The following is a 26,128-nucleotide window of genomic DNA, read 5'->3' as shown; positions in this document are numbered from 1 at the left end:
CTCAATGTCCGAACGAAGCGGCCGCGCCGCGCTTCGGCCGCGTGAGCCACATCATCGCGGCGAGCATGAGGCACGTCATGCTCGCCATCCAGAACATGTCGCCCGTCGCCATCATGTACGCCTGCTGCATCACGATCTGGTGCAGCATGGACAGCTCGCGCACGCCGTCCACGCCCATCGCGTTCAGCGTGTGCACGAAGCGCTGCGTGTTCGCCGACGCGTGCGTGACCGATTGCGACACGACGTCGTAGTGATAGGTCGCGCGGTTGTCCCACAGCGTCACGCTCATCGCGGTGCCGAATGCGGCGGACAGCGTGCGCAGGAAGTTCGACAGGCTCGACGCGGCCGCGAGCCGGTCGTCCGGGATGCGCGACAGCGTCGCGGCCGTCAGCGGAATGAAGAAACACGGCAGCCCGATCCCCTGGATCAACCCGGGCGCGGCGATCTGCACGAACGTCATCTTCAGCGTGAAATGCGCATCCCATGCGAGCACGGCCGCAAATATCAGGAATCCGAACGTCGCAAGCACACGCGCGTCGAAGCGATGTGCGTGCACGCCGACGAGAATCGAGAACACCAGCGCGAGCACGCCGAGCGACGCGGTGGCGAGCCCCGCGTGGAACGCGTTGTAGCCCATCACCGCCTGCATCCACAGCGGGAACACGACGCCCACCACCGAGAAGCTCATCATCCCGAGCGAGATGATCAGCACGCAGAACGAGAACGTGCGGTCGCGAAACAGGCTGAGGTCGACGACCGGATGCGCGTCGCCGGCTTCCCAGATCAGCAGCGACACGATCGCGAGCCCCGCGACCACCGCGAGCGTGACGATCAGCGGCGAATCGAACCAGCCCTTGTCGTGACCGAGATCGAGCATCGCCTGCAGCGAACCGACGCCGATCACGAGCAGCACGATGCCCGGCACGTCGATCGGGCCGGCCGCGCCGCGCTGCGCGTCGGGGCGCAGCATCGCGGTGCAGACGGCGAACGAGAACAGCCCGATCGGCAAATTGATCAGGAAGATCCACGGCCACGAGAAGCTGTCGACGATCCAGCCGCCGACCACCGGCCCGAAGATCGGCGCGAGCAGCACCGTCATCGCCCACAGCGCGAGCGCGACCGTGCGCTTGTCCGGCGGGAACGTGCGCAGCAGGATCGTCTGCGACAGCGGCACCATCGGCCCCGAGCACAGCCCCTGCAGCGCGCGGCAGACCACCAGCACGTGCAGGTCGCGTGCGAGCCCGCACAGCAGCGACGTCAGCGTGAACAGCAGCACCGCGCCGACGAACAGCCGCAGCTCGCCGACGCGCCGCGCGAGCCAGCCGGTCAGCGGCACCGCGATCGCGGCCGCGACCGAATACGAGCTGATCACCCACGTACCCTGGCTGTTCGACACGCCGAGACTGCCGGAGATCGCCGGCACCGCGACGTTCGTCACGGTCGAGTCGAGCACTTCGATGAAGGTGGCGAGCGACAGCGCGAACGTCAGCAGCGCGAGCCGCGCGCCGCGCACCGGCGGCGCGGCGGGTGCGGGTTCGCGTGCATCGACGGCGGCGGGCGCGTCCTGAAGCGGCGCTGCGGTACTCATGCGCCCGCCGTCGCGAGGTAGGCCTGCACCCGCGCGCGTCCGTGGTTAGGCGCGAAGCGCTCGATAAAATCGGCGGCGCGCTCGCAGCCGTCCGGCGCCGCATCGATCAGCGCACGCGTGCGTTCCGCATGCACCGCGAATTCCGGCTCGTCCAGCGCGCGCGCGAGCGCCGCACCGAGACGCGCGCCGTCGACGGGGCCGTCGATGCGCACGCCGGCGCCGCTCGCCGCGACGCGCTGCGCATTGTCGAACTGGTCGTGCGCGAACGGCGTCACGACCTGCGGGATCCCGGCTTCGAACGCGAGCGCTGCGGTGCCGATCCCGCCGTGATGCACGAGCGCGCGGCAACGCGGCAGCAGCGCGCGCATCGGCACGAAGCGGCGCACCAGCAGCCGGTCGCCGGCCGGTGCCGCATCGTGCGGGCTCAGCAGGATGCCGCGCGCGCCGGTGGCATGCAGCGCGTCCGCGACCGCGCGCGCATACGCGGCGTGATCGACCCGTGTCGACCCGGCCGTGAACACGACGGGCGGCTCACCGGCCGCGAGGAACGCGTCGAGCGCGCGATCGTCGTCGGGCGTCGCGATGTCGTTGAACAGCGGAAAACCGCTTTGCAGATGACCGGCCGGCCAGTCGCGCTGCGCCGGTGCGAACCAGTCGGGAAACAGGCACAGCACGCCGTCGGTCGAATGCAGCCAGCGGCCGAGCACGCGCCGCGCGGGCGCGAGCCCGAGATCGCGGCGCACCGCGTTGAGCGCCGGCCCGCACACGCGGTCGAGCACCTGCCGCTCGATCAGCGTCATCAGCGCCGCCTTCACCGGCAGCGGCCAGCGCGCGGGAATCGTCAGGCGCGGATGCGTCGGCGGAACGTGCGCGGACAGCAACGTCGACGGCGACACCTGCACCGACACGTACGGCGTGCCGTGCAGTTCCTGCATGAAGCGCGCGGAAAACGCCCACAGCGTGCCGACCAGCACGGTATCGCGATCGGTCAGCGCGCGCAGCGCGTCGTAGTGCGGGCGCAGCACGGGCGCGATCACCTGCCACAGCGTGCGGAACGACGTGCGCGGATCCCACAGCGCCGGGTTCGCCATCGCGGCCTCGTACTCGGCCGCGGTGCCGACCGGCACGAACGTGAAGCCGCAACGGCGCGCGGCCGCCTCGAACGGCGGATGCGTGCAGAACACGACGTCGTGGCCGCGCGTCGCGAGCGCGCGCGCGACGCCGAGCAGCGGATGCACGTCGCCCGCCGAGCCGATCGCGGTCACGATCACCTTCGCCATCGCGCGCCTCGCGGGAGTCAGTAGAAGCCGGGGATCAGCGCCGCGACCTCGCGGCGATACTGCGTGTACGCCGGCCCGAAATGGCCGGTCAGCCAGCTCTCCTCGACACGCACCTTGTACGCGAGCGACGCGAACACGAGCGCGACGCCGAGCGCGCCGCGCCACTCGCCGCCGATCAGCGCGGCGCCGGCCAGCGCGATCAGGCAGCCGGTGTAGATCGGATGACGCACGAGGCCGTACGGCCCGGTGCGAACGAGTTCGTGGTTTTCCTTCAGCGTGACGGACACGCTCCAGTTCGTGCCGAGATGCAGCCGCGCCCACACGGAGAACAGCAGCCCCGCGACGAGCACCGCGAGCCCGCATTGCGCCTGCAGGCCGAAGCACTGCCAGTCGGGCACGAGCGCCTGCCACGACGGATCGGGCAGGATGATCAGCGCGCCGCCGACGATCAGCGGAATCGACTGCAGCGTGCGCGAGCGCGACGCCTCCTTGCGCACGGTCGTCTTCACGGCCTGCGACGTCGCGATCCAGTAGGCGAGCCAGATGGCCCACGGAGCGACGATGGCGATGGTCTGAACGATATTCACGGCTGGCCTGCCTCGTGTGGATGAGAATTCGGATGCACCCGGCGTGCCCGGTGCGCGACGTGCTGCGTCACGACGACAGCGCCGGCATCGGCGCGGACACGCACGCATGCGCGGCGCCGAGCGCGATGCCCGCGGCAACGGGCGGCGCGTCGCAGAAGTAGTCGAGCAGCGCCGCCCGCGTGGCTTCGCGCTGCGCGCGGCCTTCGATGTCGAGGAAATGGCCGGCGTCGGGAATCGTCGCGAAGCGTGCGCGCGGCACGTGCGCGGCCAGCTGGCGAACGTCGGCCGGCGTCGTGTATTCGTCGCGCTCGCCGTTCAGGAACAGCAGCTCGCAGCCGATGTTCGAGAACTCGCTCAGGTAGCGCTCCGGCTGCAGCGACAGGATCTGGTCGACGTGGAACGCGACCTGGTCCTGCTCGTCACGCGGCAGCCGCGTCAGATACCGGTAGTTGTACAGCTTCATGATGCGCGGCAGGTAGCGGCCGACCGTATCGTTCAGCAGCTGCGCGGCCTTCAGGTTCTCGCCGGCCGCGATGTGGTCGCGGGCGCGCGTCACGTAGTCGACCATCGCGTCGTTCAGGAACGGCGAGAACGAGCAGATCGCCGCGCGCCGCACGCTCGGGCAGCCGCGCGCGAGCGCGAACAGCGACGCGACGCCGCCCCACGATACCGACACGAGGAACGCGGGCGCGAAACGCTCGACCAGATGCTGGAGGATCGCGGCCTCGTCGTCCTTGGTCAGGATGAAGCAGCCGGGGTTGTGCTGGCGCGACTGCCCCGCGTACGGCAGGTCGAAGCAGATCGTGTTCATCCGCTCGCCGAGATACTGGACGGTCTGCCCGAACGAGGCGGTCGTCGCGAGCGCGCCGTTGACGAGCATCGCCGTGTCGAACGACGGATCGAACACGTTCCGTTCGACGTAGACCTTCAGACCATTCGGTAGCGGGACCACGTATTTTTCGGTCGGCATCGTCGTTCTCCGGTGGATGCGGCGTCTCGGCGTCGCGGCATGCTGCAGGTGCGCAATGGCGGGCGCCGGCCCTGTCGCGGTCGTTGGCCGCGCCCATTGCCGACGCACCGCGGGAATAACCCGCGGCGCCGATTCATTCCTTGTGGTGCGGCGCCATACTAATACGGGCAATATTACTTACTCAAGTCATTCCAACGATCCCCTCTACTCCACCTGGAAATACGCCAGATTCGAATATTTTTGGCATTTTTTATGGTATGCGGAATCGATCCGAAGGTGGCGGCAATCGTTTGCGAGCGAGCCTTCAATCAATGGCGCCACCAAATCATTTCCTTTAAATTCAAATAGATAAAATGTTTTAATCGATCGATTGAAGCGAGTTTTCAGAAATTTCCGTTAGAGGCGCCGGGCATTCGAATTTCCGGATTTACGAGAATTTCACATAGCTCGACATTCTTTCGATCAGTAATAAATCGAATACGGAAACATTCGCGGCCATTGCACCGTCTTTACCGAAACCGTTTTAAACAAACTTCAAATTATTTAACCACCTTTCAATCGGTTTTTCCGCACCTGCACAATCGCGGCGGCATCATCGGCTTGGTTCCTCCACCCTTCCATCTACCGTCGGACCCCGATTTTTTATTGATTGAACGGTCAATAAAAAACCGCTAAGCTCTCGGCTTCCAGGAACGGCCCGTCCGGGCGAAGGAGTCGCGATGCCGAAAGTCGGAATGCGGGAGATTCGTCGCGCGCAGTTGATCGACGCGACGCTGCGCTCGATCGACGAAGCCGGCCTGCCCGGCACGACGCTCGCCTCGGTCGCGCAGCGCGCGAACATCTCGACGGGTATCGTCAGCCACTACTTCGGCGACAAGGACGGCCTGCTCGAAGCCACGATGCGGCACGTGCTGCGCGATCTGTGGGCGGCCACCACGCGCCGCCGCGTCGCCGCCCGCAAGGACCCGCGCTCGCGGCTGCGCGCGATCGCCGCCGCGAACTTCGACGTCACGCAGGTCAGCACGCCCGTGATGAAGACCTGGCTCGCGTTCTGGTCGCAGAGCATGCACGACGCGATGCTCAAGCGCCTGCAGCACGTGAACACGCGGCGCCTCCATTCGAACCTGTGCGCGGAATTCGCCAAGGCGCTGCCGCGCGCGAAAGCACGGGAAGCCGCCAGCGGCCTCGCCGCGCTGATCGACGGCCTGTGGCTGCGCGGCGCGCTCGCCGGCGGCCCGATCGACACCCGGGCTGCACTGAAGCTCACCCACGATTACATCGACCTGCTGCTCGCGTCCGACTGACGCGTCGCGCACTCGCCCTCAAGGAGATCCTCATGTCCGTATACGGTTTGCAGCGCCTCTACATCGGCGGCGGTTACGTCGACGCCACCAGCGGCAAGACTTTCGACACCTTCGATCCCGCCACCGGCGAACTGCTCGCGCAGGTGCAGCAGGCGAGCGCGGCCGACGTCGACCGCGCGGTCGCATCGGCGCAGGAAGGCCAGCGCGAATGGGCCGCGATGACCGCGATGCAGCGCTCGCGCATCCTCCGGCGCGCGGTCGACCTGCTGCGCGAACGCAACGACGAACTCGCGGCGATCGAGACGCGCGACACCGGCAAGCCGATCGGCGAGACGCTCGCGGTCGACATCGTCACCGGCGCGGACGTGATCGAGTACTACGCGGGCCTCGCGACCGCGATCGAGGGGCTGCAGGTGCCGCTGCGCGCCGAGTCGTTCGTCTATACGCGCCGCGAGCCGCTCGGCGTGTGCGCGGGCATCGGCGCATGGAACTACCCGATCCAGATCGCCTGCTGGAAGACCGCACCCGCGCTCGCGGCCGGCAACGCGATGGTGTTCAAGCCGAGCGAAGTCACGCCGCTCACCGCGCTGAAGCTCGCGGAAATCTATACGGAAGCCGGCGTGCCGGCCGGCGTGTTCAACGTCGTGCAGGGCGACGGTTCGGTCGGCGCGCTGCTGACGGGCCATCCGGACATCGCGAAGGTGTCGTTTACCGGCGGCGTCGAGACCGGCAAGAAGGTGATGTCGCTGGCCGGCGCATCGTCGCTGAAGGAAGTGACGATGGAGCTCGGCGGCAAGTCGCCGCTGATCGTGTTCGAGGATGCCGACCTCGACCGCGCCGCCGACATCGCGGTCACCGCCAACTTCTTCAGCTCGGGCCAGGTCTGCACCAACGGCACGCGCGTGTTCGTGCACGGCTCGGTGAAGGACGCGTTCACGCAGAAGGTGCTCGAACGCGTGAAGCGCATCCGCGTCGGCAAGCCGACCGATGCCGACACCAACTTCGGCCCGCTCGTGTCGGCCGCGCAGCTCGACAAGGTGCTCGGCTTCATCGAGAGCGGCAAGGCCGAAGGCGCGAAGCTGCTGGCGGGCGGCACGCGCCTGACCGACGGCCACTTCGGCAACGGCCAGTACGTCGCGCCGACCGTGTTCGGCGACTGCCGCGACGACATGAAGATCGTGCGCGAGGAGATTTTCGGGCCGGTGATGAGCATCCTCGAATTCGCATCGGAAGACGAAGTGATCGCCCGCGCGAACGACACGCACTACGGCCTCGCGGCCGGCGTCGTGACCGAGAACCTGTCGCGCGCGCACCGCACGATCCACCGCCTCGAAGCCGGCATCTGCTGGATCAACACGTGGGGCGAATCGCCGGCCGAGATGCCGGTTGGCGGATACAAGCAATCCGGTGTCGGACGCGAGAACGGCATCACGACGCTCGAACACTACACTCGAATCAAGTCGGTACAGGTCGAGCTCGGCCGTTACAACCCGGTGTTTTGAGAACGAGAGGAGATTCCCCGTCATGACGACACGCGAATACGACTACATCATCTGCGGCGCGGGCTCCGCGGGCAACGTGCTCGCGACGCGCCTGACGGAAGATCCGAATGTCACGGTGCTGCTGCTCGAAGCGGGCGGCCCCGACTACCGCTTCGACTTCCGTACGCAGATGCCGGCGGCGCTCGCCTATCCGCTGCAGGGCCGTCGCTACAACTGGGCCTACGAGACCGACCCCGAGCCGCACATGGACAACCGCCGGATGGAATGCGGCCGCGGCAAGGGGCTCGGCGGCTCGTCGCTGATCAACGGGATGTGCTACATCCGCGGCAACGCGCTCGACTACGACAACTGGTCGACGCACAAGGGGCTCGAGAACTGGACGTATCTCGACTGCCTGCCGTACTTCAAGAAGGCCGAGACGCGCGACGTCGGCCCGAACGATTACCACGGCGGCGACGGCCCCGTGTCGGTCACGACCAGCAAGCCGGGCGTGAATCCGCTGTTCGAGGCGATGGTCGATGCGGGCGTGCAGGCCGGTTATCCGCGCACCGACGACCTGAACGGTTATCAGCAGGAAGGGTTCGGCCCGATGGACCGCACCGTCACGCCGAAGGGCCGTCGCGCGAGCACCGCGCGCGGCTACCTCGACCAGGCGCGCGCGCGGCCGAACCTCGAGATCGTCACGCACGCGCTCGCCGACCGCATCCTGTTCGACGGCAAGCGCGCATCGGGCGTCACGTACCTGCGCGGCAGCGAGCGCGCGACCGCGCATGCGCGCCGCGAAGTGCTCGTGTGCAGCGGCGCGATCGCATCGCCGCAACTGCTGCAGCGCTCGGGCGTCGGCCCCGGCGCGTGGCTGAAGGAACTCGACATCCCCGTCGTGCTCGACCTGCCCGGCGTCGGCCAGAACCTGCAGGATCACCTGGAGATGTACATCCAGTACGAGTGCAAGGAGCCGGTGTCGCTGTATCCGGCGCTCAAGTGGTGGAACCAGCCGAAGATCGGCCTCGAATGGATGCTGAACGGCACCGGCCTCGGCGCGACCAATCACTTCGAGGCGGGCGGCTTCATCCGCACGCGCGACGACGACCTGTGGCCGAACATCCAGTATCACTTCCTGCCCGTCGCGATCAACTACAACGGCTCGAACGCGATCGAGATGCACGGTTTCCAGGCGCACGTCGGTTCGATGCGTTCGCCGAGCCGCGGCCGCGTGAAGCTGCGCTCGCGCGACCCGAACGATCATCCGAGCATCCTGTTCAACTACATGGCCGAAGCGCTCGACTGGCGCGAGTTCCGCGATGCGATCCGCGCGACGCGCGAGATCATGCGGCAGCCCGCGCTCGACCGCTATCGCGGCCGCGAGCTGAACCCGGGCGCCGATTGCAGGACCGACAAGGAACTCGACGCATTCGTGCGGGCCCGCGCTGAAACCGCGTTCCATCCGTCGTGCTCGTGCAAGATGGGTTACGACGACATGGCCGTGGTCGACGAGGAAGGCCGCGTGCACGGGCTCGACGGGCTGCGCGTGGTCGACGCGTCGATCATGCCGATCATCACGACCGGCAACCTGAACGCACCGACGATCATGATCGCGGAGAAGATCGCCGACAAGATCCGCGGACGCAAGCCGCTCGCGCGTGTCGACGTACCTTACTTCGTCGCGAACGGCGCGATGGCGCGCAATGTCGCGAAGGCGGTGCGGCAGCCGGAAACGGCGTAACCGCGCAAGCGCCCTCCCCGGGCGCAGCAGCAACCTGCACGGCTCGCGGCGTTCTCGCCGCGAGCCGTTTTTCATTTCATCGGGCGCGCTCGCCGCCCGTATTGAACCGCGTGGTCGCAGCCGCCCTCGGCCGCACGCGTTTCGCGCGCACGATCGGATTCGTTCGCGACATCAGGCTCATCGCGCCGCGCAAGCGATCGAACGCGACATTCTCCGTCGGTCCGAAGCGGCCGACCGCCGGCCACGCGAGCGCTTCATCGAGCCACGTCTGCCACTCGTCGCCGTGAAAGCGCCGCGCGAATTCGCGCACGATGCCCGGCGCCGCGATCACGATGCCCGCCAGCAGGTAAAACGCCCAGAAGCTGCCCGCACCGACGAGCCGGTCGAGCCGGCATACGGACACCGCCGCGAGCAGACCGTCCATCGACGCGAGATCGGTGCGCCGTTCGCGAATCGCGCGCGCAACGAGGTTGTGCCGACCGCCGTACGCAGCGAAGGACACCCCGTTGCCGGCGGCAAGTTCCGCGCAGAACATCGCGAGCGCGGCCATCTCGTCGACGCGCGCGGCATCGTCGCGCGGCCCGCAGACGCGCAGCACGATCGCGTCGATGATCGCCCCGGGCTGCGCCGACGGCGCCACGCAAGCTGCCGCGACGGCCGCGCGTCGTTCTCTCAGGTTCTTCGCGGGCGGTGCTTCGCCGTTCGCGGATGGTTCCCGTACTTCGTGCTCGCCGCCATCGTCACCGCCGGGTTCGACACCGCCGGCAATCCGCTCGAGCGCGGCCCAGCCGTCGTCGGGATCGTCGAAAGCCCATGCATCGACGAAGCCGTGCGCCGAATCGAATACCGCGCGCGATCCGCGGCAGCGTCGCTCGGCATGCGCGAGCTGTGCCGTGTCGGGAATGTGCAGGCAGGCACCGAGCGGATCGCTCGCGTCGCACGCGCAACCGCCGCCGTCCGTTGCAATCCACGGCGCGAGTTCGTGCAGGACGGCGATCGCTTCGCGCGACAGGTTCACGCCGGCTCGCCCGCGGGCTGCGCGCGCCGGCAGGACGGCCGTTGCGTCAGCGCCAGCGTCGGCGTCGGCCGTCGCCACGCAAACCGCTTCGTTCAGGTGTTCGATCAGATACTGCAGCCACGCGGCCGTGCGCAGCCGGTCGAGCGTCGCACCGCGGGCATCGCCATACTTCGCTGGGTCAGTAAGCATGGGGGGTCCGGAATGGTTGTCTTGTATCGGCCGAAGCAGGCGGCACGATGCGCCGCACCGGCCCCCTGCACGGCCGCCCGCCTCGGATCACGAGGCAGGCGGCCCGCCGGCCGTCGCGCCGCTACGCGCGACGACGCGGATGCATCGCGAAACCGGAACGCCCGCCGCGCATCCCTGCACGGCCCTCATTCATCGCGGGCGTCCGGCCTCGATCAGGTGCCGCTTACTGCACGTGGAACTTCGGCGACGTGGCAACCGTGCCGCTGACCGTGCAGTCCGGCGTCAGCACCGCGTTGTTGAACGTCAGCGACGAGTTCGGATCGCTCCACGTCGTCACGATCTTGCTCGGCCCGCAGGTACCGAGCAGCGTCACGGTCACCTTCGCGTTGTTGATCGTCAGTTGCGTCGTGCTGTCGGCCTGCCCCGTCCACGGCGCCGCGCTGGTCGCGCTGCCGCTGATCAGGCCGCACGTCGCGCCGCCCGCGAACGTCGTCGACGTGATGTTGACGATGCCCGTCGAGCTGATCGTGCCGTTGAACGTCGCGTTGCAGCTCGCGTTGATCGCCCCCTTGGCCAGGACCGTGAGGCCCGTCGCGGAGAACGGTTCCCCGTTCGGGTTCATCGCGTGCCCGTCGACGCGCGAAACGGTCACGGCGAAAGCAGGCGCGGCCGAAACCACGGTGAATACCACTGCAGCAACAAGCGATACGAGTTTGCGAATGCTCATTTGAACTGCCCCCTCTCTCTTCACAATTGGCGGCACGCCGCCAGGAACGCGACACGCCGGCCGGATTCGCCCGGCCGCGCGGTCGCAGGAAGCCGCCGGCGTGCGCGATGCACGCCGGACGGCTCAGAACCTGTAGGAAACACCGACGAACGTGATCAGCGGGTCCGCCTTCAGCCGCGTGCGCGTGGTCGCGAGCGTCGAACCGTCGGCGGCCTTGATCACGAGCGACGAGTAGGTCTTCAGCGGCATGTAGGTCAGCGTCGCCGTGAGCCCCCAGTGCTTGTCGATCGCATAGCTCGCGCCGACGTTGTAGACCGGCGTGAACGACGACGACGCCTTGCCCTCCACCGACGTCGGCCCCGGCTTGCCGGCGCCGGCCGCGAGCACGCTGCCGAGGTTCTCGTTGATGTCCTTCGCGAAGTTGCCGTTCAGTTCGATGTTGCTGAACCAGCTGTAGGCCACGCCGATCCCGACGAACGGGCGGAACTTCGCGGTCGGTGCATTGAAGTAGTACTGCAGAATGATCGTCGGGCTCCATTGCCGCGCGTTCTTCACGGCCGGCTGGTTCGCCGGCTTGTCCATGTCGACGTTGCCGAGCGAACCGGCCGGACCCGGCGGCCTGATCACGCCGTGCCCGGTCAGCGTGAACTCGGGCGGCACGCCGAGCACCGACGTCACCGCGATGTGGTCGGTGAAGAAGTGCGTGAGCGTGAGGCCGACCGTATCGGCGTTGTTGACGGTCAGGCTCGTGCCCGGCGACGTGAACGAACCGGGCAGCCGCAGCGGCCCGTTGATCGGCATGCTCGCGAGATTCGTCGTCAGCCCGTTGGTCGAATCCTGCGGCATGATGTGCAACCAGCCCAGCGTCGCGACGTTGTCGCCCGCCTGCTGGGCCGATGCGAGCGTCGACACGCCTGCGACGACACCCGCGACAATCAGCTTCTTCATCAAGTCTCCCCTCGTTTCGTCCGGGCACCGCGCCGTTGCGCGCGGCACCGCCGTGTCTCCATCCATGCGCGGTTACTGCACGAACGCACCGACCGTGAAGTACGGATTGCGCGTATCGGCCATGTCGAGGAACCCGAACACGCCGCCGGTGAACACGAACTTGCCGGTCGCCGGCCCCGACGCCGCATCCGCGTGCACGGTCGTCACGACGCCCGGCACCTTCTGCGTGTAATCGAGGTTCAGCGCGCGCGTGAGCACGGCCTGCGATGCGTTGAACGGATCGAGCAGCGTCGCCTGCGCACCGACGAGCGCGGTCGCGCGATAGTTGAACGCGCTGTCGACACCCGTGTACTCGCCGTTCTGCGAGCCCTGCGCGATCGCCGCCTGCGGGCTCAGGAACGAGATGCCCGACTCGTCGTCGGCGCTCGGCGGGCCCTGCGTCAGGTCCGCGTTCGCGGCGCCCGTGCGGATGAAAACCGGCACGAGCTGGTTGCGCAGCTTGCCGACGATCAGGATCCCCTTGCCGGCCTTCGCCGGATCGAGCGCGGCGAGCGTCGGCGCAATCTGCGGCTGGTAGTTCAGCGACTGGAACGCCGGGGCGTCCGCGCGCAGCGTGAATGGCTGGTTCACGGTCGCGCTCGACGCGAGCGGCTGACCGCCGTTCTTCTTGCCGAAGTTGTCGGTCTCGACATAGCTGCCGTCCGCGTGGATCGTCACCTGTTGGTCGAGCGCCACCGGCTGGAAGTTCTGCGACGGCACCTGGTGGTAGCCGAGCTGGTTGTACGTGCCGACGATCTTCGACAGATCGGTTTCGAGCGAGGAGAAGCTGATGAACGGGTAGTACGGGAATGTCGTCTTCGGAATCCTGCCGACACCGATCACGCCGTCGAACTGGATCGTCGCGCCGGGAATCGCGCCGCCGAGCACACCTTCGCCGAGGAACAGGCGCGCCGGACGGCTCGGGTCGAGGCTCGCGTTCTGCATCCGGAACGTGCACTGGTTCAGCTTCACGGTCGGCAGGCCCGTTTCGTCGGCCAGCGTGCCGTCGACGACGTTGGCCGGCGCGGTGTCGCGCGTCGGTTGCACGGTGCCGGTGGTGGTCGGCACCGGCGATGCGAGGTAGGTCATCCGGTACGTCATCTTCGTCGTGTCGAGCTGCACCTTCACGAGTTCGCCCGAGCCGGAGCCGCCGACGAACACCGTGCCGTAGTCGATGGCCTGCGGGCACAGCCGGACCACCGGTGCGGGCGGCGGGTCGCCATCACCGCCGCAGGCGGCCAGCACGGGCGCGAGCGATGCCGCGGCCATCCAATGCTTCACATTCATAGGAATCCTCTTGAATTTCGATTCGCCGGCGGCGACGCGTGTGCCGCCGGTGCTCCGGGTTCAGTCCGCGGTTACTGGACGAACGCGCCGACCGTGAAGAACGGATTGACCTTGCTGTTGTTGACGACCATCGCGTACACGTTGCCGGCCGTCACGAGCCAGCCCGTGTCACCCTTGCCGAAGATCGCCACGTTGCCGTTCGCCCCCTTCGCGTCGAAGTCCTGCGAGGCCGTGACCTTGATCTTGCCGGGCGTCGCCTGCGTGTAGTCGAGCGCGAACTGCGACGTGACCGACGACGTCTGCGGATCGATGAACGCAGCGGTGGCGCCCTGGAACAGCGTCGACGTATAGTTCGCGGCCATCGTCGACACGGCGGTGCCGTCGTTGCAGTTGCCGGCCTGCGCCAGGAAGAAAGTGCCGTCGAAGGTGCCGGGCAGATCCGGATGCGGGACGTTGTTGTTGAAGCTCGGCCCCGACGTCGCGATCGCGAACGTCGCGGTGCTGGGTGCCACGACGCCGCACGCGGACGCGCTCGTTGCGCCGATGAACCCGCCTTTCAGCGAATTCGCGCCGACGGCCGTGGTCCGCGACAGCATCGAGATCCCCACCTCGGCATCGGCGACCGACGCCAGCAGGTTGCTCGCGTCGATATGCGTGTAGCCCACGCGAATCACGATCGGCACCAGCACGCCGTTCAGCTTGCCGACGATCATGATGCCCTTCGCCTGACTCGGCGCGACGATGACGATTGCCGAGCCCTGCCCCGCGAACGGATAGATGAGGTTTCCGCCCGCCTTCGCCACCGGGTGGCTCACGAACACGTTGTCGGACGAACCGTCCGTATTCTTGCGCAACGCCCACGGCGTCCCGGTGGTCTGGCAGGAGTAGTCGCTGCCCGCCGTGATGGTGCACGAGCCGTCGGCATTGAACGTCTGGTTCCAGTTGACGACATCGGGTTGCCAGCCGACGGCGCCCGTGCTGCTCTGCGCGCTGCCGCCGACCGGCGACAGGTGGATGCCGAGTTCGTTGTAGTTGCCGGCGACCTTCGAGAAGTCGGTTTCGGTGTCGGTGAAGCCGATGAACGGATAGAAATCGAAGGTGCGCGACGGCACGGTGCCGAGCACGACGCCCGGGAACGGCTCGAGACCGGCGAACGCGATCGTCGCGCCCGGAATCCCGCCGCCGACCACCCCGTTGCCGACGAACAGCATCGGCGGGTCCGCGCGATTGATCGTCACCGCATACGCGCCGTCGCTCGTCGCGCCGCTGTCGAGCACGAACGCGCAGCGGTTCTGCTCGGCGGTCGGCAGACTGGCCGGATGGTGAAACGCGCCACTGATCGTCAGGCCCGCACGCGTGTCGTTGACCTGCCCCGCCGACGTCGGCACCGACGACTCGATGAACTGCATCTGATACGTCAGCTTCGTCGTGTCGAACTTCACCTTCACGTATTCGCCGCTGCCGGCGCCGCCCGTGTAGGTCGTCGTGTAGTCGAGCGAATCCGGACACAGCTTCTTCACGACGGGCGGCGTCGTCTCGGCGCCGCTCGGCCCGCATGCGCTGCCCGAGCACTGCGGCACGTTGATCGGGCCCGGATCGTCGCCGCCGCCGCAACCGGCGACGAACGGCAGCGCCAGCACGGCGCACGAAAGGATCGCCTTCCGCCATTCAGGAATGCAAAGCATCAACCCCTCCTTTTGAGGTACGACAAGTCTCGTCCGGACGGGCTGCGTGGCCCGCCGGTTGGTATCGCGCCGCCGCGACGGCGCGCGGCGCATGACGATGCGCGCAATGCGCGCCGCGTTGCCGGTCGGGCAAAGGTGATCAGGACCGCCGCGGCAGGCAAGCGCTCTCCGGCGGCGCCGTCATGCGGCACGGCACCGTCGGAGCAATCGAAACGGGAAGTGGAGCGTCGCTACAGCGGCAACGCGATGTGATGACGCAGGCACGCGACTCGCGTCGCGCCCGCATCCGGCGAAAAGCAGCAAAACGGCCGTCCGGCCGGCCCCTCGGAAAGGCGTCTCATGGTGTGGTCTCCATACGTACGCTTGATTCGTTATCGTGATGCGTCGTTGGTCGAGACTATGATCGGACGATACGCACAAGTAAATGGATGCAGAGTTCCAAACGCGCCGAAGCGCGCGCGCCTAGTGCGAGCAGGGCGTTTGACAATTTTTCAAACGGCCTTCATTTTATTTGCTCAGACAAATACCGGGGCTGTACAACGCGCGTTCGAACGAGGGCGCCCGACCCACGCGAGGCCCGGCGTGCGGGCCTCAGGCGGGCCGCACGCACGAGGGCGCACGCTCACACGTCGATGATCGCAAGCGTGCCGTGGCTGCCCGGCAGCACCGCGTGACGCGTGCCGGCGACCGCGAGATACATCTGTCCGGCCTCGACCACGACCGTCTGCGCGTCGACCTCGAGCATCAGCCTGCCGTCGAGCACCAGCAGCCCCTCGTTGTAATCGTGCACTTCCGCTTCGTACGGCTGCGCGTCCATGCGCAGCACCTTGATCCGGGCCGGGCCGACTTCGCCGACGATCGTGGATTGCCATGCGACGGCCTGAGCCGCCGCGACGGACTTGAAATCGATCAAAGACATGCGCACCGCTCCTGGGACGTGAGAGGAACGCATTATCGCGAGCGCGGCGCACGCCGTCCCGGTACGGCGCGGCGTCGACCGGGCAGCACAGTCGTGCCGGCCGCCAAGCGCTCACGCGAGCGTCATCCGATTGCCCGAAAATCGCGCGCATTGTTCACTCGAGTCCAATAAAGCATCGCTTTGTTGAGCCAAACGCGCGCATTTCACGCAAATCGCGCACCGGCATCGCATGTCCTTGCCGTCGAAATGCATTTCCATCTTCCGATTGCTAATATGGCGGTCCTGCGATCCCGCACCACAACGCCGTTCGACATGACGCCCGTTCGCCATGCCGCCCCCGCCCCGCCGCTTCGCTGCGGCGGCTCCGGGCACGCGCGGCGCGCAGCGTCGGACCGACCGGCCGTGCCATCCGTGAGCATGCAACCGATCCTTTCCGTCTCCGACCTCTCCAAGACATACGCGTCCGGCTTCCAGGCGCTGAAGCACGTGACCCTCGACATCCGCCCCGGCGAGATCTTCGCGCTGCTAGGCCCGAACGGCGCGGGCAAGACCACGCTGATCGGCTCGATCTGCGGCATCGTCACGCCGACCGAAGGCCGCGTGACGGTCGGCGGTCACGACATCCGCGATCAGTACCGCGCCGCCCGCGAAATGATCGGCCTCGTGCCGCAGGAGCTGACCACCGACGCGTTCGAAACCGTCTGGGCGACGGTATCGTTCAGCCGCGGCCTGTTCGGCAAGGCGCCCGATCCCGCGTACATCGAGAAGACGCTGAAGGCGCTGTCGCTGTGGGACAAGCGCGACAACAAGCTGATGACGCTGTCGGGCGGCATGAAGCGCCGCGTGATGATCGCGAAGGCGTTGTCGCACGAGCCGCGCATCCTGTTCCTCGACGAGCCGACGGCCGGCGTCGACGTCGAGCTGCGCCGCGACATGTGGAAGCTGGTCGACTCGCTGCGCGAAAGCGGCGTGACGATCCTGCTGACCACGCACTACATCGAGGAGGCCGAGGAAATGGCCGACCGGATCGGCATCATCCTCGGCGGCGAGCTCGTGCTCGTCGAAGAGAAGCGCGAGCTGATGCGCAAGCTCGGCAAGAAGCAGCTGACCGTGCAGCTCGAGCATCCGCTCGCGACCGTGCCGGCCGATCTCGCCGCGTTCGGGCTCGAACGCGCGGATGACGGCAACGCGCTCGTCTACACCTACGACTCGCAGCGCGACGACGCGAGCATCGCGACGCTGATCAACGCGCTCGGCTCGGCCGGCATCGGCTTTCGCGACCTGCATACGACGCAGAGCTCGCTCGAGGACATTTTCGTCAGCCTGATCGACAACCGCCGCAACGGCGCACAAGGGACCTAACGCACATGGCGAACATGAATTTGCATGGCATCCGCGCGATCTACCGCGCCGAAATGGCCCGCACGCGCCGCACGCTGATGCAGAGCATCATCGCGCCGGTGATCTCGACGTCGCTGTACTTCGTCGTGTTCGGCTCGGCGATCGGCTCGCGCATCAGCGACGTGAACGGCATCGGCTACGGGTCGTTCATCGTGCCGGGCCTCGTGATGCTGTCGCTGCTGTCGCAGAGCATCTCGAACGCGTCGTTCGGCATCTACTTCCCGCGCTTCACGGGCACGATCTACGAGATCCTGTCCGCGCCCGTGTCGTACTGGGAGATCGTGATCGCCTATGTGGGTGCGGCCGCATCGAAGTCGCTGCTGCTCGGGCTGATCATCCTCGCGACGGCCGGCCTGTTCGTGCCGCTGCACATCCTGCATCCGTTCTGGATGGTGCTGTTCCTCGTGCTGACGTCGATCACCTTCAGCCTGTTCGGCTTCGTGATCGGCATCTGGGCCGACAGCTTCGAGAAGCTGCAGCTCGTGCCGCTCCTGATCATCACGCCGCTCACGTTCCTCGGCGGCAGCTTCTATTCGGTCGACATGCTGCCGCCCGCGTGGCGCATCGTCACGCTATTCAACCCGATCGTCTATCTGATCAGCGGCTTCCGCTGGTCGTTCTACGGGCTGGCCGACGTGCACGTGGGGATCAGCCTCGCGGCGACCTCGCTGTTCCTCGCGATCCTGCTTGCAGTCGTCGCGTGGATGTTCCGCACCGGCTACAAGCTGAAGAACTGACGCGGCTCGGCCAAGGGGGCGCCGCGGTTCGCGGATTCGGGGCCGCGCTGCTAGACTGGATCGGAAGATCGACTGCTGCCGTCTGCCGCGCCGCAACCCGCGACGCGCGGACGGCCCGGCTCCCTTCCCTGCGCGAGGATCCCCGATGAGCGCCTCCCGAATCGACGTCGTCCGCGACGGCCTGTTTCGCGCCACGTCCTACGTCGAAACGCTGAACCTGAGCTTCAGCCAGTTCTTCGTACGATCGACGCACGGCGACGTGCTGTGCGTCGAAACAGGCACCCGTTCCAATTTCACCCAACTGAGCGCGGCACTCAACACCATCGGCATCGCGCCGTCGATGGTCAGCAGCGTGATCGTCCCGCACTTCGAGGCCGACGAAATGGGCGCGCTGCCCGACTTCCTCGCGGCCAACCCGGCGCTCGTCGCGTACGGGCATCCGATGTGTACCTGGGGGCTTGCCGACGTGTTCGGCGTGCATGCGGTTCCGCTGACGGACGGTGAACCGAGGACGCTGTCGGGCATCGACGTCGTGCCGGTCTTCACGAAACACGTGCATCAGTGGGATTCGCTCGTCGTGTACCTGCCGGCGTACAAGGCGCTGCTGTCGTCGGACATCCTGATGCGCTTCGGCCGCGAGGATGCCGACGATCCGCTGCCCGCGATCCTCGACGCGATCACGCGCTCGGACTACCTGCCGTCGCTCGCGCACCTGGCGAGCGCGCTGCGCCGCATCCAGGCGCTCGATCTCGACATCATCCTGCCGATGCACGGCCCGGCGATCACGCACGACATTGCGCGCGTGATCGCCGGTGTGATCGCGCATTGCGACGCGACCGCGGCATAGCGCACGCGCTGTCGCGTGCGGCAGCCGGCAGCCGGCAGCCCGTCGCCCGTCGCCGGTCAGGCGCCGGTCACGACGAATTCGGCGGACGCCTTGCTCTGGACCGCGGCCATCACCGCGAGTTCGCGCTTGCTGCGCGGCTCGCCGGCCACGACGCCCGTCGCATGCTTGGCCTTCGCGCCGAGCGGAAAGAACACGAACGACGCGCCGGCCGGCGCATCCGGCTCGGCCCGCAGGCGTTTGTTCAGAATCTTCAGGTACTTTTTCTTCGAGACTTCCTTCGTTGCCATGGCGCCCTCCGCATGAACGTAATGCAGACCAGCATACCAGTTTTGACCGGCGGCTCCAGCGGGCCGCGGCACGATCGCCCCGTACCGGAATCAACCGGCTTGCGCGACTCGCCGCGTCATCGGGCATCGAGATTTTTTTTCGCCCGATGTCGATTCGCGCGATCGTCGCGCGTCGTAGTGTCGTAACCGATCGATTTGCCGTCCGCATGGCCGGCCGGTCGCGGATCTTCCCTTTCCCGTTCAAGGAGTCACAACGATGCGCGTCATGGTAATCGTCAAGGCAACGGCCATTTCCGAATCGGGCGCGATGCCCGATACCGAACTGCTGGCCGCGATGGGCCAGTACAACGAGGAACTCGTGAAGGCCGGCGTGATGCTGGCCGGCGAAGGGCTGCACCCGAGTTCGCGCGGCAAGCGCGTGCACTTCTCCGGCAAGGACCGGACCGTCATCGACGGCCCGTTCGCCGAAACCAAGGAACTGATCGCCGGCTACTGGCTGTGGCAGGTCGACTCGATGGAAGAAGCCGTCGAATGGGTCAAGCGCTGTCCGAACCCGATGCCGATCGAATCGGACATCGAGATCCGCCAGGTGTTCTCGCCCGAGGATTTCGGCGCGGAATTCACGCCCGAGCTGCAGGAGCAGGAAGCGCGGCTGCGCGCGCAACTCGGCGACTGCCCGAAGGCGCCGCCGGCCGGGAACTGACGGAGCGCACTGACCTGCCCGCCGGGCGGGCCGCCTCGCAGCCGTGCGCGGCGGCCCGCCCGGAAAGTCTCGGGTCGATCGCGCCCCGGCACCGCGCCACCCGCCGTTCCAGCCTGCCCTTCGGCGCTTTTTTTTCACCTCCGTTGTCGATTTCCCTGCTTGCCGGCCGTCCTGATGTCGTAAGCCCCGTTCGCCTTCCGGCGGACGGTCATCCGACCACCCACCCCAAGGAGATACGACCATGCGCGTCCTGGTAATCGTCAAGGCCACCGCCGATTCCGAATCCGGCCGGATGCCCGACCCTGAAATGTTCGCTGCGATGGGCCGCTTCAACGAGGAGCTGGCGAAGGCCGGCATCCTGCTGATCGCCGACGGCTTGCAGCCGAGCATGCGCGGCAAGCGCGTCCACTTTGCCGGCAAGAACCGCACCGTCATCGACGGCCCGTTCGCCGAAACGAAGGAGCTCGTCGCCGGCTTCTGGCTGTGGCAGGTGAAATCGATGGAAGAAGCGGTCGAATGGGTGAAGCGCTGCCCGAATCCGATGCGCGGCGACTCCGACATCGAAATCCGCCCGCTGTTCGAAGCCGAGGACTTCAGCCCGGCATTCACGGCCGAACTGCAGGCGCTGAAAGCGACACTGAGCGCGCAAGCCGAGGCCGGGAAGCGCACGTAAGCCGTGCGGCGTCTGGCGACTCCACATGACCGCCGGGCGCCTTCGCTACCCGCCGACGCGGCACGGCTCACGCGCGGTTGCGCGGCACCGCGAGCCGCTCGACCGCCCCAGCGGTCACGTCCCTGAACATCCCGGCATTGCCGTACGCCCGCGCGGCAAGCATCGCGCCATAGACCAGCGACACGAACGTCGCGGCCTCGGTCTGCACCGACACGCCCGGCTGCACGACGCCGTCTTTCACCCCGGTGTCGAGCACGCGCACCAGCCACGCCGCAAGGTCGTCGAAATGCGCCTTCACCGCCCGCGCGACTTCGTCGGGCAGCGCCGGCAACTCCGCGCCGAGCATGCCGGCGACGCAGAACGGCGCGCTGTCGTCCGCGATGCAGCGTTCCCAGTAGCCGATGTATGCGCGCATCTGCACCAGCGCGTCGGCACCGCTCGCGTCGAGCAACGCCATGTCGGCATCGAATTTCGCCTGCGACTGCTGCAGCACGGCGACCGCCAGATCCGCCTTCGTCGGAAAGTGGTGGTGAATGCTCGCCTTCCTGATGTCGATCGCGTCGGCGATGTCGGCATAACTGAACCCGCTGTAGCCGCGCCGCATGATCAGTTGCCGCCCGGCTTCGAGTATGCGGCCCGCCGTACTGTCCCCTGATACCGTCATCTTGCCTACCATCTAGTCGGATGAAAAAACACGGATAGTTTACCTCCCTGAGATACTCTTTTCCAGCCGGGATTTCTTCTTGCACATCATCCTACCTACTAGTAGGATGACTTCATCGACGGAACAAGACGCCTGTCGATATCCGACGGTTCCTACCCTGTCTTCCTTCTGGAGAATGAAAATGAAGCGCTTTTCCCAAGTCCGCCAGATCGCCGCGGCACTCGCCCTGACCGCCGCCGCACTCGGCTCGCATGCGGCCGTCGCGGCCCCCGTCAAGAACGTCGTGCTGGTTCATGGCTACTTCGCCGACGGCTCTGGCTGGCAAGCCGTCTCGAACATCCTGACACGTGACGGCTACAAGGTTTCCGTCGTGCAGCAGCCGGAAACGTCGTTCGACGACGACGTGAAGGCAACCCGGCGCGTCGTCGACGCGCAGGACGGCCCGAGCATCCTCGTCGGCCATAGCTACGGCGGCGCGGTGATCACCGAAGCCGGCAACGACGACAAGGTCACGGGTCTCGTCTACGTCGCAGCATTCCAGCCCGACACCGGCGAAAGCCCGCTCGAACTGACCAGGAAGACGCCGCCCGCGACAAAGGCGATCAAGGCCACCGAAGACGGCCATCTGTATTTCGACGAAGCGTCGTTCCATGCCGACTTCGCGGCCGACGTGCCGGCCGCCCAAACGAAATTCATGGCGATCTCGCAAGTCACGCCGGCCGCGCAGTCGTTCGGCGTTCCGATCACGCACGCCGCATGGCGGACGAAGCCGAGCTGGGCGGTGGTCGCCACCGCTGACCGCGCGATCAACCCCGAGCTCGAACGCTTCATGACGCAACGCGCCGGCAGCAAGACGATCGAACTCAAGTCGAGCCATGTCGCCTACATCTCGCATCCCGCTGAAGTCGCGAAGCTGATCGAACAGGCAGCCCGGGGCACCGGCAAGGAGTAATGCAGCGCGTTGCCCGAAGCGCCCGGGTTGACGCCGCCGGTCCAGTAACGTATCGTTTTGACACGTTACTGGACCGACAAACGCTTTCCATCATGCATTCCCGTTTCGACCGTTTTCGCGCGACGCCGCTCGGCGCGCAACTCGAAGCGCTGATCGCGCGGCCTGAGCGCTATGTCGAATTCGCGGCGCTGTCGCGTGTCGGCGTCGCCGCGATCGGCGCGATCCAGCACGAAATCGCGCACAAATTTCCCGAAATCGAAGCCGATACGACGGCCCGGCAGTTCTGCGGCGCGATGGTCGCCGACGTGATGCGCCGCCACGGGCATGACGTCGTGCAGGCGCGCGGCCGGATCGGCGGCGCGCTGTTCAGCTACGGCGCGGTATTCAGCGCATTTCCGCGGGTGCTGCCGTTCGCCGACGTCGTCGTCGAGCTGGCCGCGATGCCCGCGCGGATCGCCGCGTATGCCGCGCACTTTCCCGCCGTGCTCGTCACACGCCGCCCGGCCGGCACGGGCTTCTCGCTCGTCGAGCACGCATGCCACCTGCGCGACCTCGACGCGGTATTCGCCGAACGCATCGAAGTCGTGCGCGCGCACGAATTGCCGGTGATCGCCTCCGTCGACGGGACGGCACTCGCCGCGCAGCGCGACTACCTGGCGCAGCCGCTCGACGACGCGCTTGCCACGTTCCACGCCGGGCGCGCCGCGCTGTGCGCGACGGCCGCCGCGCTGCAACCGTCGGAACTGGCGCGCTGCGGGCTGCGCGACGGCATCCGCCGGATGTCGCTCGACGAACTCGTGCGCGAACTGCTCGACCACGATCGCACCCACGTGCTCGAACTCGACGAACTGCTCGCCGAACTCGAATTGCCGCCCCTTCCGTCGTCGACCGCCCAATGAGCCAGCCCGCCCCGCCCGTCGTCTTCGTCCACGGTTTCATCGGCACGTTCGACGTGCCCGCATGGCCCGGCCCGCATCTCGCCCCCGACCTGCTCGGCTACGGCATCCATCGCGACGCGCCATTCGATGCGATCACGCTCGCCGCGCAGGTCGAGCATCTGCGGCAGGCCATCGACACGCACTACGGCGCGCAGCCGGTCGATCTCGTCGGTCACTCGATCGGCGGCGCGATCGCGATGCTGTTCGCCCATGCCCACCCGGCGCGCGTGCGCCGGATCGTCAACGTCGAAGGCAACTTCACGCTCGACGACGCATTCTGGTCGGCGTCGGTCGGCCGCATGTCGCCCGCGCAAGCCGACGCGATGCTCGACGGCCTGCGCAGCGATCCATCCGGCTGGCTGCGCGGCGCGATCGACGAACCGTCGCCGCGCCAGCTCGACGACGCGCGCCGCTGGCTCGCGCATCAGCCGGCGTCGACGCTGCGCGCGACGGGACGCTCGGTGGTCGCGACGACGGGCGAACCCGGCTATCTGCAGCTGCTGGCCGAAGTTTTCGAGCGCCATCCGGTGTGGCTCGTCGCCGGCGACCGCTCGCGCGCGGGCTGGCATGTGCCGGACTGGGCGCTCGCGCGCTGCGCCGGCTTCGAGACGATCGCCGGCTGCGGGCACCTGATACCGGCCGAGCGGCCCGCCGCGTTCCGGGAGGCGCTGGCGCGCTGCCTCGGCTGACGCGCGCGGCCGCCGGACTGGGCGCCGGCCACCTGACAACTCGTAGGATTCGCCGAAATTTGGCTGAAAGGCACGGTTGCTAGAGTCGCCAAACAGGGTTTTCCCGATGCCCGACTGCCGAACGGAAACGACACATGCGAGGCTCCATGAACCTGATCCGCACGTTCTGGCTACTGCTGCTGCTCGCCGTCGCGGGCCCGGCCCTCGCCTTTCAGACGCGGGTCGTCGCGATCCCGAGCGCGGCGATGAACGAGACGCTGAAGGCGACCGTCGTGCTGCCGGACGACTATGCGCGCCTGCGCCACGGGCCTGAACGCGCCGTCGAGCGCTTTCCGGTCGTCTACCTGCTGCACGGCTCCGGCGGCGACCACACCGACTGGACCGCGAACACGCGGATCGCCGCGCTGGCCGATCGCCATCACGTGATCCTGGTGATGCCCGACGGCGGACACGAAAGCTGGTACATCGACAGCCCGTTCGACTCGGGCAGCCGCTACGAAACCTTCGTCGGCGACGAAGTCGTGTCGTATGTCGACATGCACTTCAGAACCATCGCGACCAAGGGCGCACGTGCGATCACCGGGCTCAGCATGGGCGGCTTCGGCGCGCTGCGCATCGCGCTCGACCGGCCCGACACGTTCGGCGCGGTCGGCAGCATCAGCGGCGCGGTCGATCCGCGCTGCTGCGAGGACGAGCCCGGCATCGACCACGTGTTCGGCGATCCCGTCCGCCATCCGTCGTTCTGGAACCGCAACGCGATCGTCGAAAGCGCGCGCGCGTTCGTCCGTGCGCATCTCGACCTGACGATCGACTGCGGCCGCGACGACTCGTTCGTCAGCTCGAACCGCACGCTGCATCAACGACTCGTCGCACTCGGCGTGCCGCACGACTATGCGGAGCGTCCGGGCGGTCACACGTGGGACTACTGGGCGCACGCGATCCGCTACCAGATGCAGTTCTTCGCGACGTCGTTCCAGCACGGCGGCTACGCGTAGGATCCGCCCACCCGCGTCGCGCGCCATCCGGCCGGCGTGACACGGGCAGCCTGACGCGCATCGCGCTGCCGCGCCCGTGGGTCGTCGCAGCGCGCGACGGACCCGATGGTAGGATGCGCAGGCATCGACCACTCGACTTCCTCCATGCCGCGCGACAACTTTGCGGACCTGCTCGCCTTCATCGCCGTCGCGCGCGAGCGCAGCTTCACGCGCGCGGCCGCCCGGCTCGGCATGTCGCAATCCGCACTCAGCCATACGATCCGCTCGCTCGAGACGCGTCTCGGTGTGCGGCTGCTCACGCGCACGACGCGCAGCGTGGCGCCGACAGAAGCCGGCGAGCGCCTGCTGCTCAACCTCGCGCCGCGCTTCGACGAAATCGAGGCCGAACTGTCGGCGCTCGCGGAACTGCGCGACAAACCGGCCGGCACCGTGCGCATCAACGCAACCGACTACGTGATCCGCACGCTGCTGTGGCCGAAGCTGTCGCCGATCCTGCGCGACTACCGCGACCTCAAGGTCGAGTTCGTAACCGACTACGGGCTGTCCGATATCGTCGCGGAACGCTTCGACATCGGCGTGCGACTGGGAGACCAGGTCGCGAAGGACATGATCGCGGTGCGCATCTCGCCCGACCTGAAAATGGCGATCGTCGGCGCGCCCGCGTATTTCGCGCAACGCGAGCACCCCGCGACGCCGCAGGATCTCGTCGCGCACGACTGCATCAACCTGCGTCTGCCGACGCACGGCGCGCTGTACGCGTGGGAACTCGCGCGCGGCGACGACACGCTGCAGGTGCGCGTCGACGGCCAGGTCACGTTCAACGGCACCTATGAAATGCTCGACGCGGCGCTCGCAGGCTACGGCCTTGCGTACGTGCCGGCCGAACTCGCCGCGCCGCACGTCGGTACCGGCAGGCTCGTCAGCGTGCTCGACGACTGGTGTCCCACCTTTCCCGGCCACCACCTGTACTACGCGAGCCGGCGGCAATCGTCGCGGGCTTTCGCGCTGATCGTCGACGCGCTGCGCCATCCCGGCCATTCATGAACCGGTTCGATAAGTGCATGCGCATTCCTGGGGATTATCGATAGGCGCGTCGGTGGCTACCATCGTCGATGTCTTCCACGTCCTCCGGAGCCCTCGATGTCCGAACCGACTTCCGCCGCGCGCCAGGCCTTCGGCGCAATCGCGCCGGCTCTCGCCGACTACACCGACAACGTGCTGTTCGGCGACGTGTGGCAGCGCCCCGGCCTGTCGCCGCGCGATCGCAGCCTGATCACGGTCGCGAGCCTCGTCGCGCTGTATCGCGTGAACGAACTGCCGTTCCATCTGAAGAAGGCGCTCGACAACGGCATCACGCGCGACGAGCTGATCGAGGCGATCACGCATCTCGCGTTCTATTCGGGCTGGCCGACCGCCAGTTCGGCGCTACCGATCGCGAAGCGCGTGTTCGACGAAGCAGGCGTGTGAGCGCCGCAT

At 67.3% G+C, this 26,128-nt stretch carries 26 protein-coding genes; 14 read left to right on the top strand and 12 right to left on the bottom strand.

The annotated features are described in order from the left end of the window. Window position 1: 1 nt before the first annotated feature. From DID99_RS13130 to DID99_RS13115, 4 genes are all read right to left on the bottom strand, one after another. Window positions 2–1,588, bottom strand: coding sequence for a DHA2 family efflux MFS transporter permease subunit (locus DID99_RS13130; RefSeq protein WP_124666887.1), 1,587 nt, complete (start codon window positions 1,586–1,588; stop codon window positions 2–4). Beyond that, window positions 1,585–2,868, bottom strand: a complete 1,284-nt coding sequence (locus tag DID99_RS13125; protein ID WP_124666886.1) for a glycosyltransferase — start codon at window positions 2,866–2,868, stop codon at window positions 1,585–1,587. Before DID99_RS13125 ends, DID99_RS13130 begins: the two co-directional genes overlap by 4 nt. 17 nt (window positions 2,869–2,885) lie before the next feature. Next, on the bottom strand, window positions 2,886–3,455 hold the full coding sequence (locus DID99_RS13120; protein WP_124666885.1) for an isoprenylcysteine carboxylmethyltransferase family protein: 570 nt from the start codon (window positions 3,453–3,455) through the stop codon (window positions 2,886–2,888). Window positions 3,456–3,522: 67 nt separating this feature from the next. Then, window positions 3,523–4,425 carry an alpha/beta fold hydrolase gene (locus tag DID99_RS13115; protein WP_044844375.1) on the bottom strand — a complete coding sequence of 301 codons (903 nt, stop codon included), beginning with the start codon at window positions 4,423–4,425 and terminating at the stop codon, window positions 3,523–3,525. A gap of 719 nt (window positions 4,426–5,144) precedes the next feature. Here DID99_RS13115 and betI point away from each other — a divergent pair. The 3 genes from betI to betA are packed head-to-tail and all read left to right on the top strand — an operon-like array spanning window position 5,145 to window position 8,954. Continuing rightward, a complete protein-coding gene (betI, locus tag DID99_RS13110) occupies window positions 5,145–5,729 on the top strand; it encodes a transcriptional regulator BetI (RefSeq protein ID WP_044844376.1) in 585 nt (194 codons plus the stop codon). A 32-nt stretch (window positions 5,730–5,761) separates the two neighbouring features. Beyond that, window positions 5,762–7,231, top strand: a complete 1,470-nt coding sequence (betB, locus tag DID99_RS13105) for a betaine-aldehyde dehydrogenase (protein ID WP_044844377.1) — start codon at window positions 5,762–5,764, stop codon at window positions 7,229–7,231. A 22-nt stretch (window positions 7,232–7,253) separates the two neighbouring features. Then, window positions 7,254–8,954, top strand: a complete 1,701-nt coding sequence (gene betA / locus DID99_RS13100; protein ID WP_124666884.1) for a choline dehydrogenase — start codon at window positions 7,254–7,256, stop codon at window positions 8,952–8,954. A 76-nt stretch (window positions 8,955–9,030) separates the two neighbouring features. Here betA and DID99_RS13095 read toward each other — a convergent pair whose 3' ends face one another. From DID99_RS13095 to DID99_RS13070, 6 genes are all read right to left on the bottom strand, one after another. After that, a complete protein-coding gene (locus tag DID99_RS13095) occupies window positions 9,031–10,161 on the bottom strand; it encodes a hypothetical protein (RefSeq protein WP_124666883.1) in 1,131 nt (376 codons plus the stop codon). 223 nt (window positions 10,162–10,384) lie between these two features. Next, window positions 10,385–10,888 (bottom strand): activator protein, encoded by a 504-nt coding sequence (locus tag DID99_RS13090; RefSeq protein ID WP_124666882.1) that lies wholly within the window; start codon window positions 10,886–10,888, stop codon window positions 10,385–10,387. Window positions 10,889–11,011: 123 nt separating this feature from the next. Further along, window positions 11,012–11,836, bottom strand: a complete 825-nt coding sequence (locus tag DID99_RS13085) for an OmpW family protein (RefSeq protein WP_124485133.1) — start codon at window positions 11,834–11,836, stop codon at window positions 11,012–11,014. A 72-nt stretch (window positions 11,837–11,908) separates the two neighbouring features. Beyond that, window positions 11,909–13,162, bottom strand: coding sequence for a DUF2957 domain-containing protein (locus tag DID99_RS13080; protein ID WP_124666881.1), 1,254 nt, complete (start codon window positions 13,160–13,162; stop codon window positions 11,909–11,911). 71 nt (window positions 13,163–13,233) lie between these two features. Beyond that, the gene (locus DID99_RS13075) at window positions 13,234–14,847 is read right to left on the bottom strand and encodes a DUF2957 domain-containing protein (RefSeq protein WP_124666880.1); all 1,614 of its coding nucleotides are present in this window, start codon (window positions 14,845–14,847) and stop codon (window positions 13,234–13,236) included. A 622-nt stretch (window positions 14,848–15,469) separates the two neighbouring features. Continuing rightward, the gene (locus DID99_RS13070; protein ID WP_044844384.1) at window positions 15,470–15,766 is read right to left on the bottom strand and encodes a cupin domain-containing protein; all 297 of its coding nucleotides are present in this window, start codon (window positions 15,764–15,766) and stop codon (window positions 15,470–15,472) included. Window positions 15,767–16,183: 417 nt separating this feature from the next. Between DID99_RS13070 and DID99_RS13060 the strand changes: the two genes are divergently transcribed. From DID99_RS13060 to DID99_RS13050, 3 genes are all read left to right on the top strand, one after another. Then, window positions 16,184–17,128 carry an ABC transporter ATP-binding protein gene (locus DID99_RS13060; RefSeq protein WP_124521457.1) on the top strand — a complete coding sequence of 315 codons (945 nt, stop codon included), beginning with the start codon at window positions 16,184–16,186 and terminating at the stop codon, window positions 17,126–17,128. Between the two features lie 5 nt (window positions 17,129–17,133). Next, window positions 17,134–17,904 (top strand): ABC transporter permease, encoded by a 771-nt coding sequence (locus DID99_RS13055; RefSeq protein WP_044844386.1) that lies wholly within the window; start codon window positions 17,134–17,136, stop codon window positions 17,902–17,904. Window positions 17,905–18,049: 145 nt separating this feature from the next. Next, window positions 18,050–18,751 (top strand): MBL fold metallo-hydrolase, encoded by a 702-nt coding sequence (locus DID99_RS13050; RefSeq protein WP_124666879.1) that lies wholly within the window; start codon window positions 18,050–18,052, stop codon window positions 18,749–18,751. A 56-nt stretch (window positions 18,752–18,807) separates the two neighbouring features. Here DID99_RS13050 and DID99_RS13045 read toward each other — a convergent pair whose 3' ends face one another. Continuing rightward, window positions 18,808–19,038 carry a hypothetical protein gene (locus DID99_RS13045; protein ID WP_044844388.1) on the bottom strand — a complete coding sequence of 77 codons (231 nt, stop codon included), beginning with the start codon at window positions 19,036–19,038 and terminating at the stop codon, window positions 18,808–18,810. A 256-nt stretch (window positions 19,039–19,294) separates the two neighbouring features. On the opposite strand from DID99_RS13045, the gene DID99_RS13040 reads away from it, so the two are divergent. Together DID99_RS13040 and DID99_RS13035 are read left to right on the top strand one after the other, a co-directional pair. Beyond that, a complete protein-coding gene (locus DID99_RS13040; RefSeq protein WP_124666878.1) occupies window positions 19,295–19,741 on the top strand; it encodes a YciI family protein in 447 nt (148 codons plus the stop codon). A gap of 241 nt (window positions 19,742–19,982) precedes the next feature. Further along, window positions 19,983–20,414: a YciI family protein gene (locus tag DID99_RS13035; protein WP_044844390.1), complete on the top strand. Its 432-nt coding sequence runs from the start codon at window positions 19,983–19,985 to the stop codon at window positions 20,412–20,414. 67 nt (window positions 20,415–20,481) lie between these two features. Here the strand turns inward: DID99_RS13035 and DID99_RS13030 are convergent, their stop codons facing one another. Then, window positions 20,482–21,078, bottom strand: a complete 597-nt coding sequence (locus tag DID99_RS13030; protein ID WP_124485126.1) for a TetR/AcrR family transcriptional regulator — start codon at window positions 21,076–21,078, stop codon at window positions 20,482–20,484. Between the two features lie 181 nt (window positions 21,079–21,259). On the opposite strand from DID99_RS13030, the gene DID99_RS13025 reads away from it, so the two are divergent. The 6 genes from DID99_RS13025 to DID99_RS13000 all read left to right on the top strand — a co-directional run bounded on the left by DID99_RS13025 (window position 21,260) and on the right by DID99_RS13000 (window position 26,119). Further along, entirely contained in the window at window positions 21,260–22,030 is a 771-nt protein-coding gene (locus DID99_RS13025) for an alpha/beta hydrolase (RefSeq protein ID WP_124666877.1), read from the top strand. A 92-nt stretch (window positions 22,031–22,122) separates the two neighbouring features. Next, complete coding sequence (locus DID99_RS13020) at window positions 22,123–22,929, top strand: DinB family protein (RefSeq protein WP_124666876.1); 807 nt, start codon at window positions 22,123–22,125, stop codon at window positions 22,927–22,929. Then, window positions 22,926–23,657 carry an alpha/beta fold hydrolase gene (locus DID99_RS13015; RefSeq protein ID WP_124666875.1) on the top strand — a complete coding sequence of 244 codons (732 nt, stop codon included), beginning with the start codon at window positions 22,926–22,928 and terminating at the stop codon, window positions 23,655–23,657. The genes DID99_RS13020 and DID99_RS13015 overlap by 4 nt, the downstream gene beginning before the upstream one ends. A gap of 146 nt (window positions 23,658–23,803) precedes the next feature. Continuing rightward, a complete protein-coding gene (locus DID99_RS13010; RefSeq protein WP_185500329.1) occupies window positions 23,804–24,652 on the top strand; it encodes an alpha/beta hydrolase family protein in 849 nt (282 codons plus the stop codon). A 144-nt stretch (window positions 24,653–24,796) separates the two neighbouring features. Further along, window positions 24,797–25,696 (top strand): LysR family transcriptional regulator, encoded by a 900-nt coding sequence (locus DID99_RS13005; RefSeq protein ID WP_124666874.1) that lies wholly within the window; start codon window positions 24,797–24,799, stop codon window positions 25,694–25,696. A 96-nt stretch (window positions 25,697–25,792) separates the two neighbouring features. After that, the gene (locus DID99_RS13000; protein ID WP_059466882.1) at window positions 25,793–26,119 is read left to right on the top strand and encodes a carboxymuconolactone decarboxylase family protein; all 327 of its coding nucleotides are present in this window, start codon (window positions 25,793–25,795) and stop codon (window positions 26,117–26,119) included. Window positions 26,120–26,128 lie beyond the last annotated feature (9 nt).

It is taken from the genome of Burkholderia sp. Bp8986 (assembly GCF_003854225.1).
GTDB lineage: Bacteria > Pseudomonadota > Gammaproteobacteria > Burkholderiales > Burkholderiaceae > Burkholderia.
The sequence above is the reverse complement of the archived record's forward strand: the minus strand, read 5'-3'. Positions and strand labels throughout refer to the sequence as shown.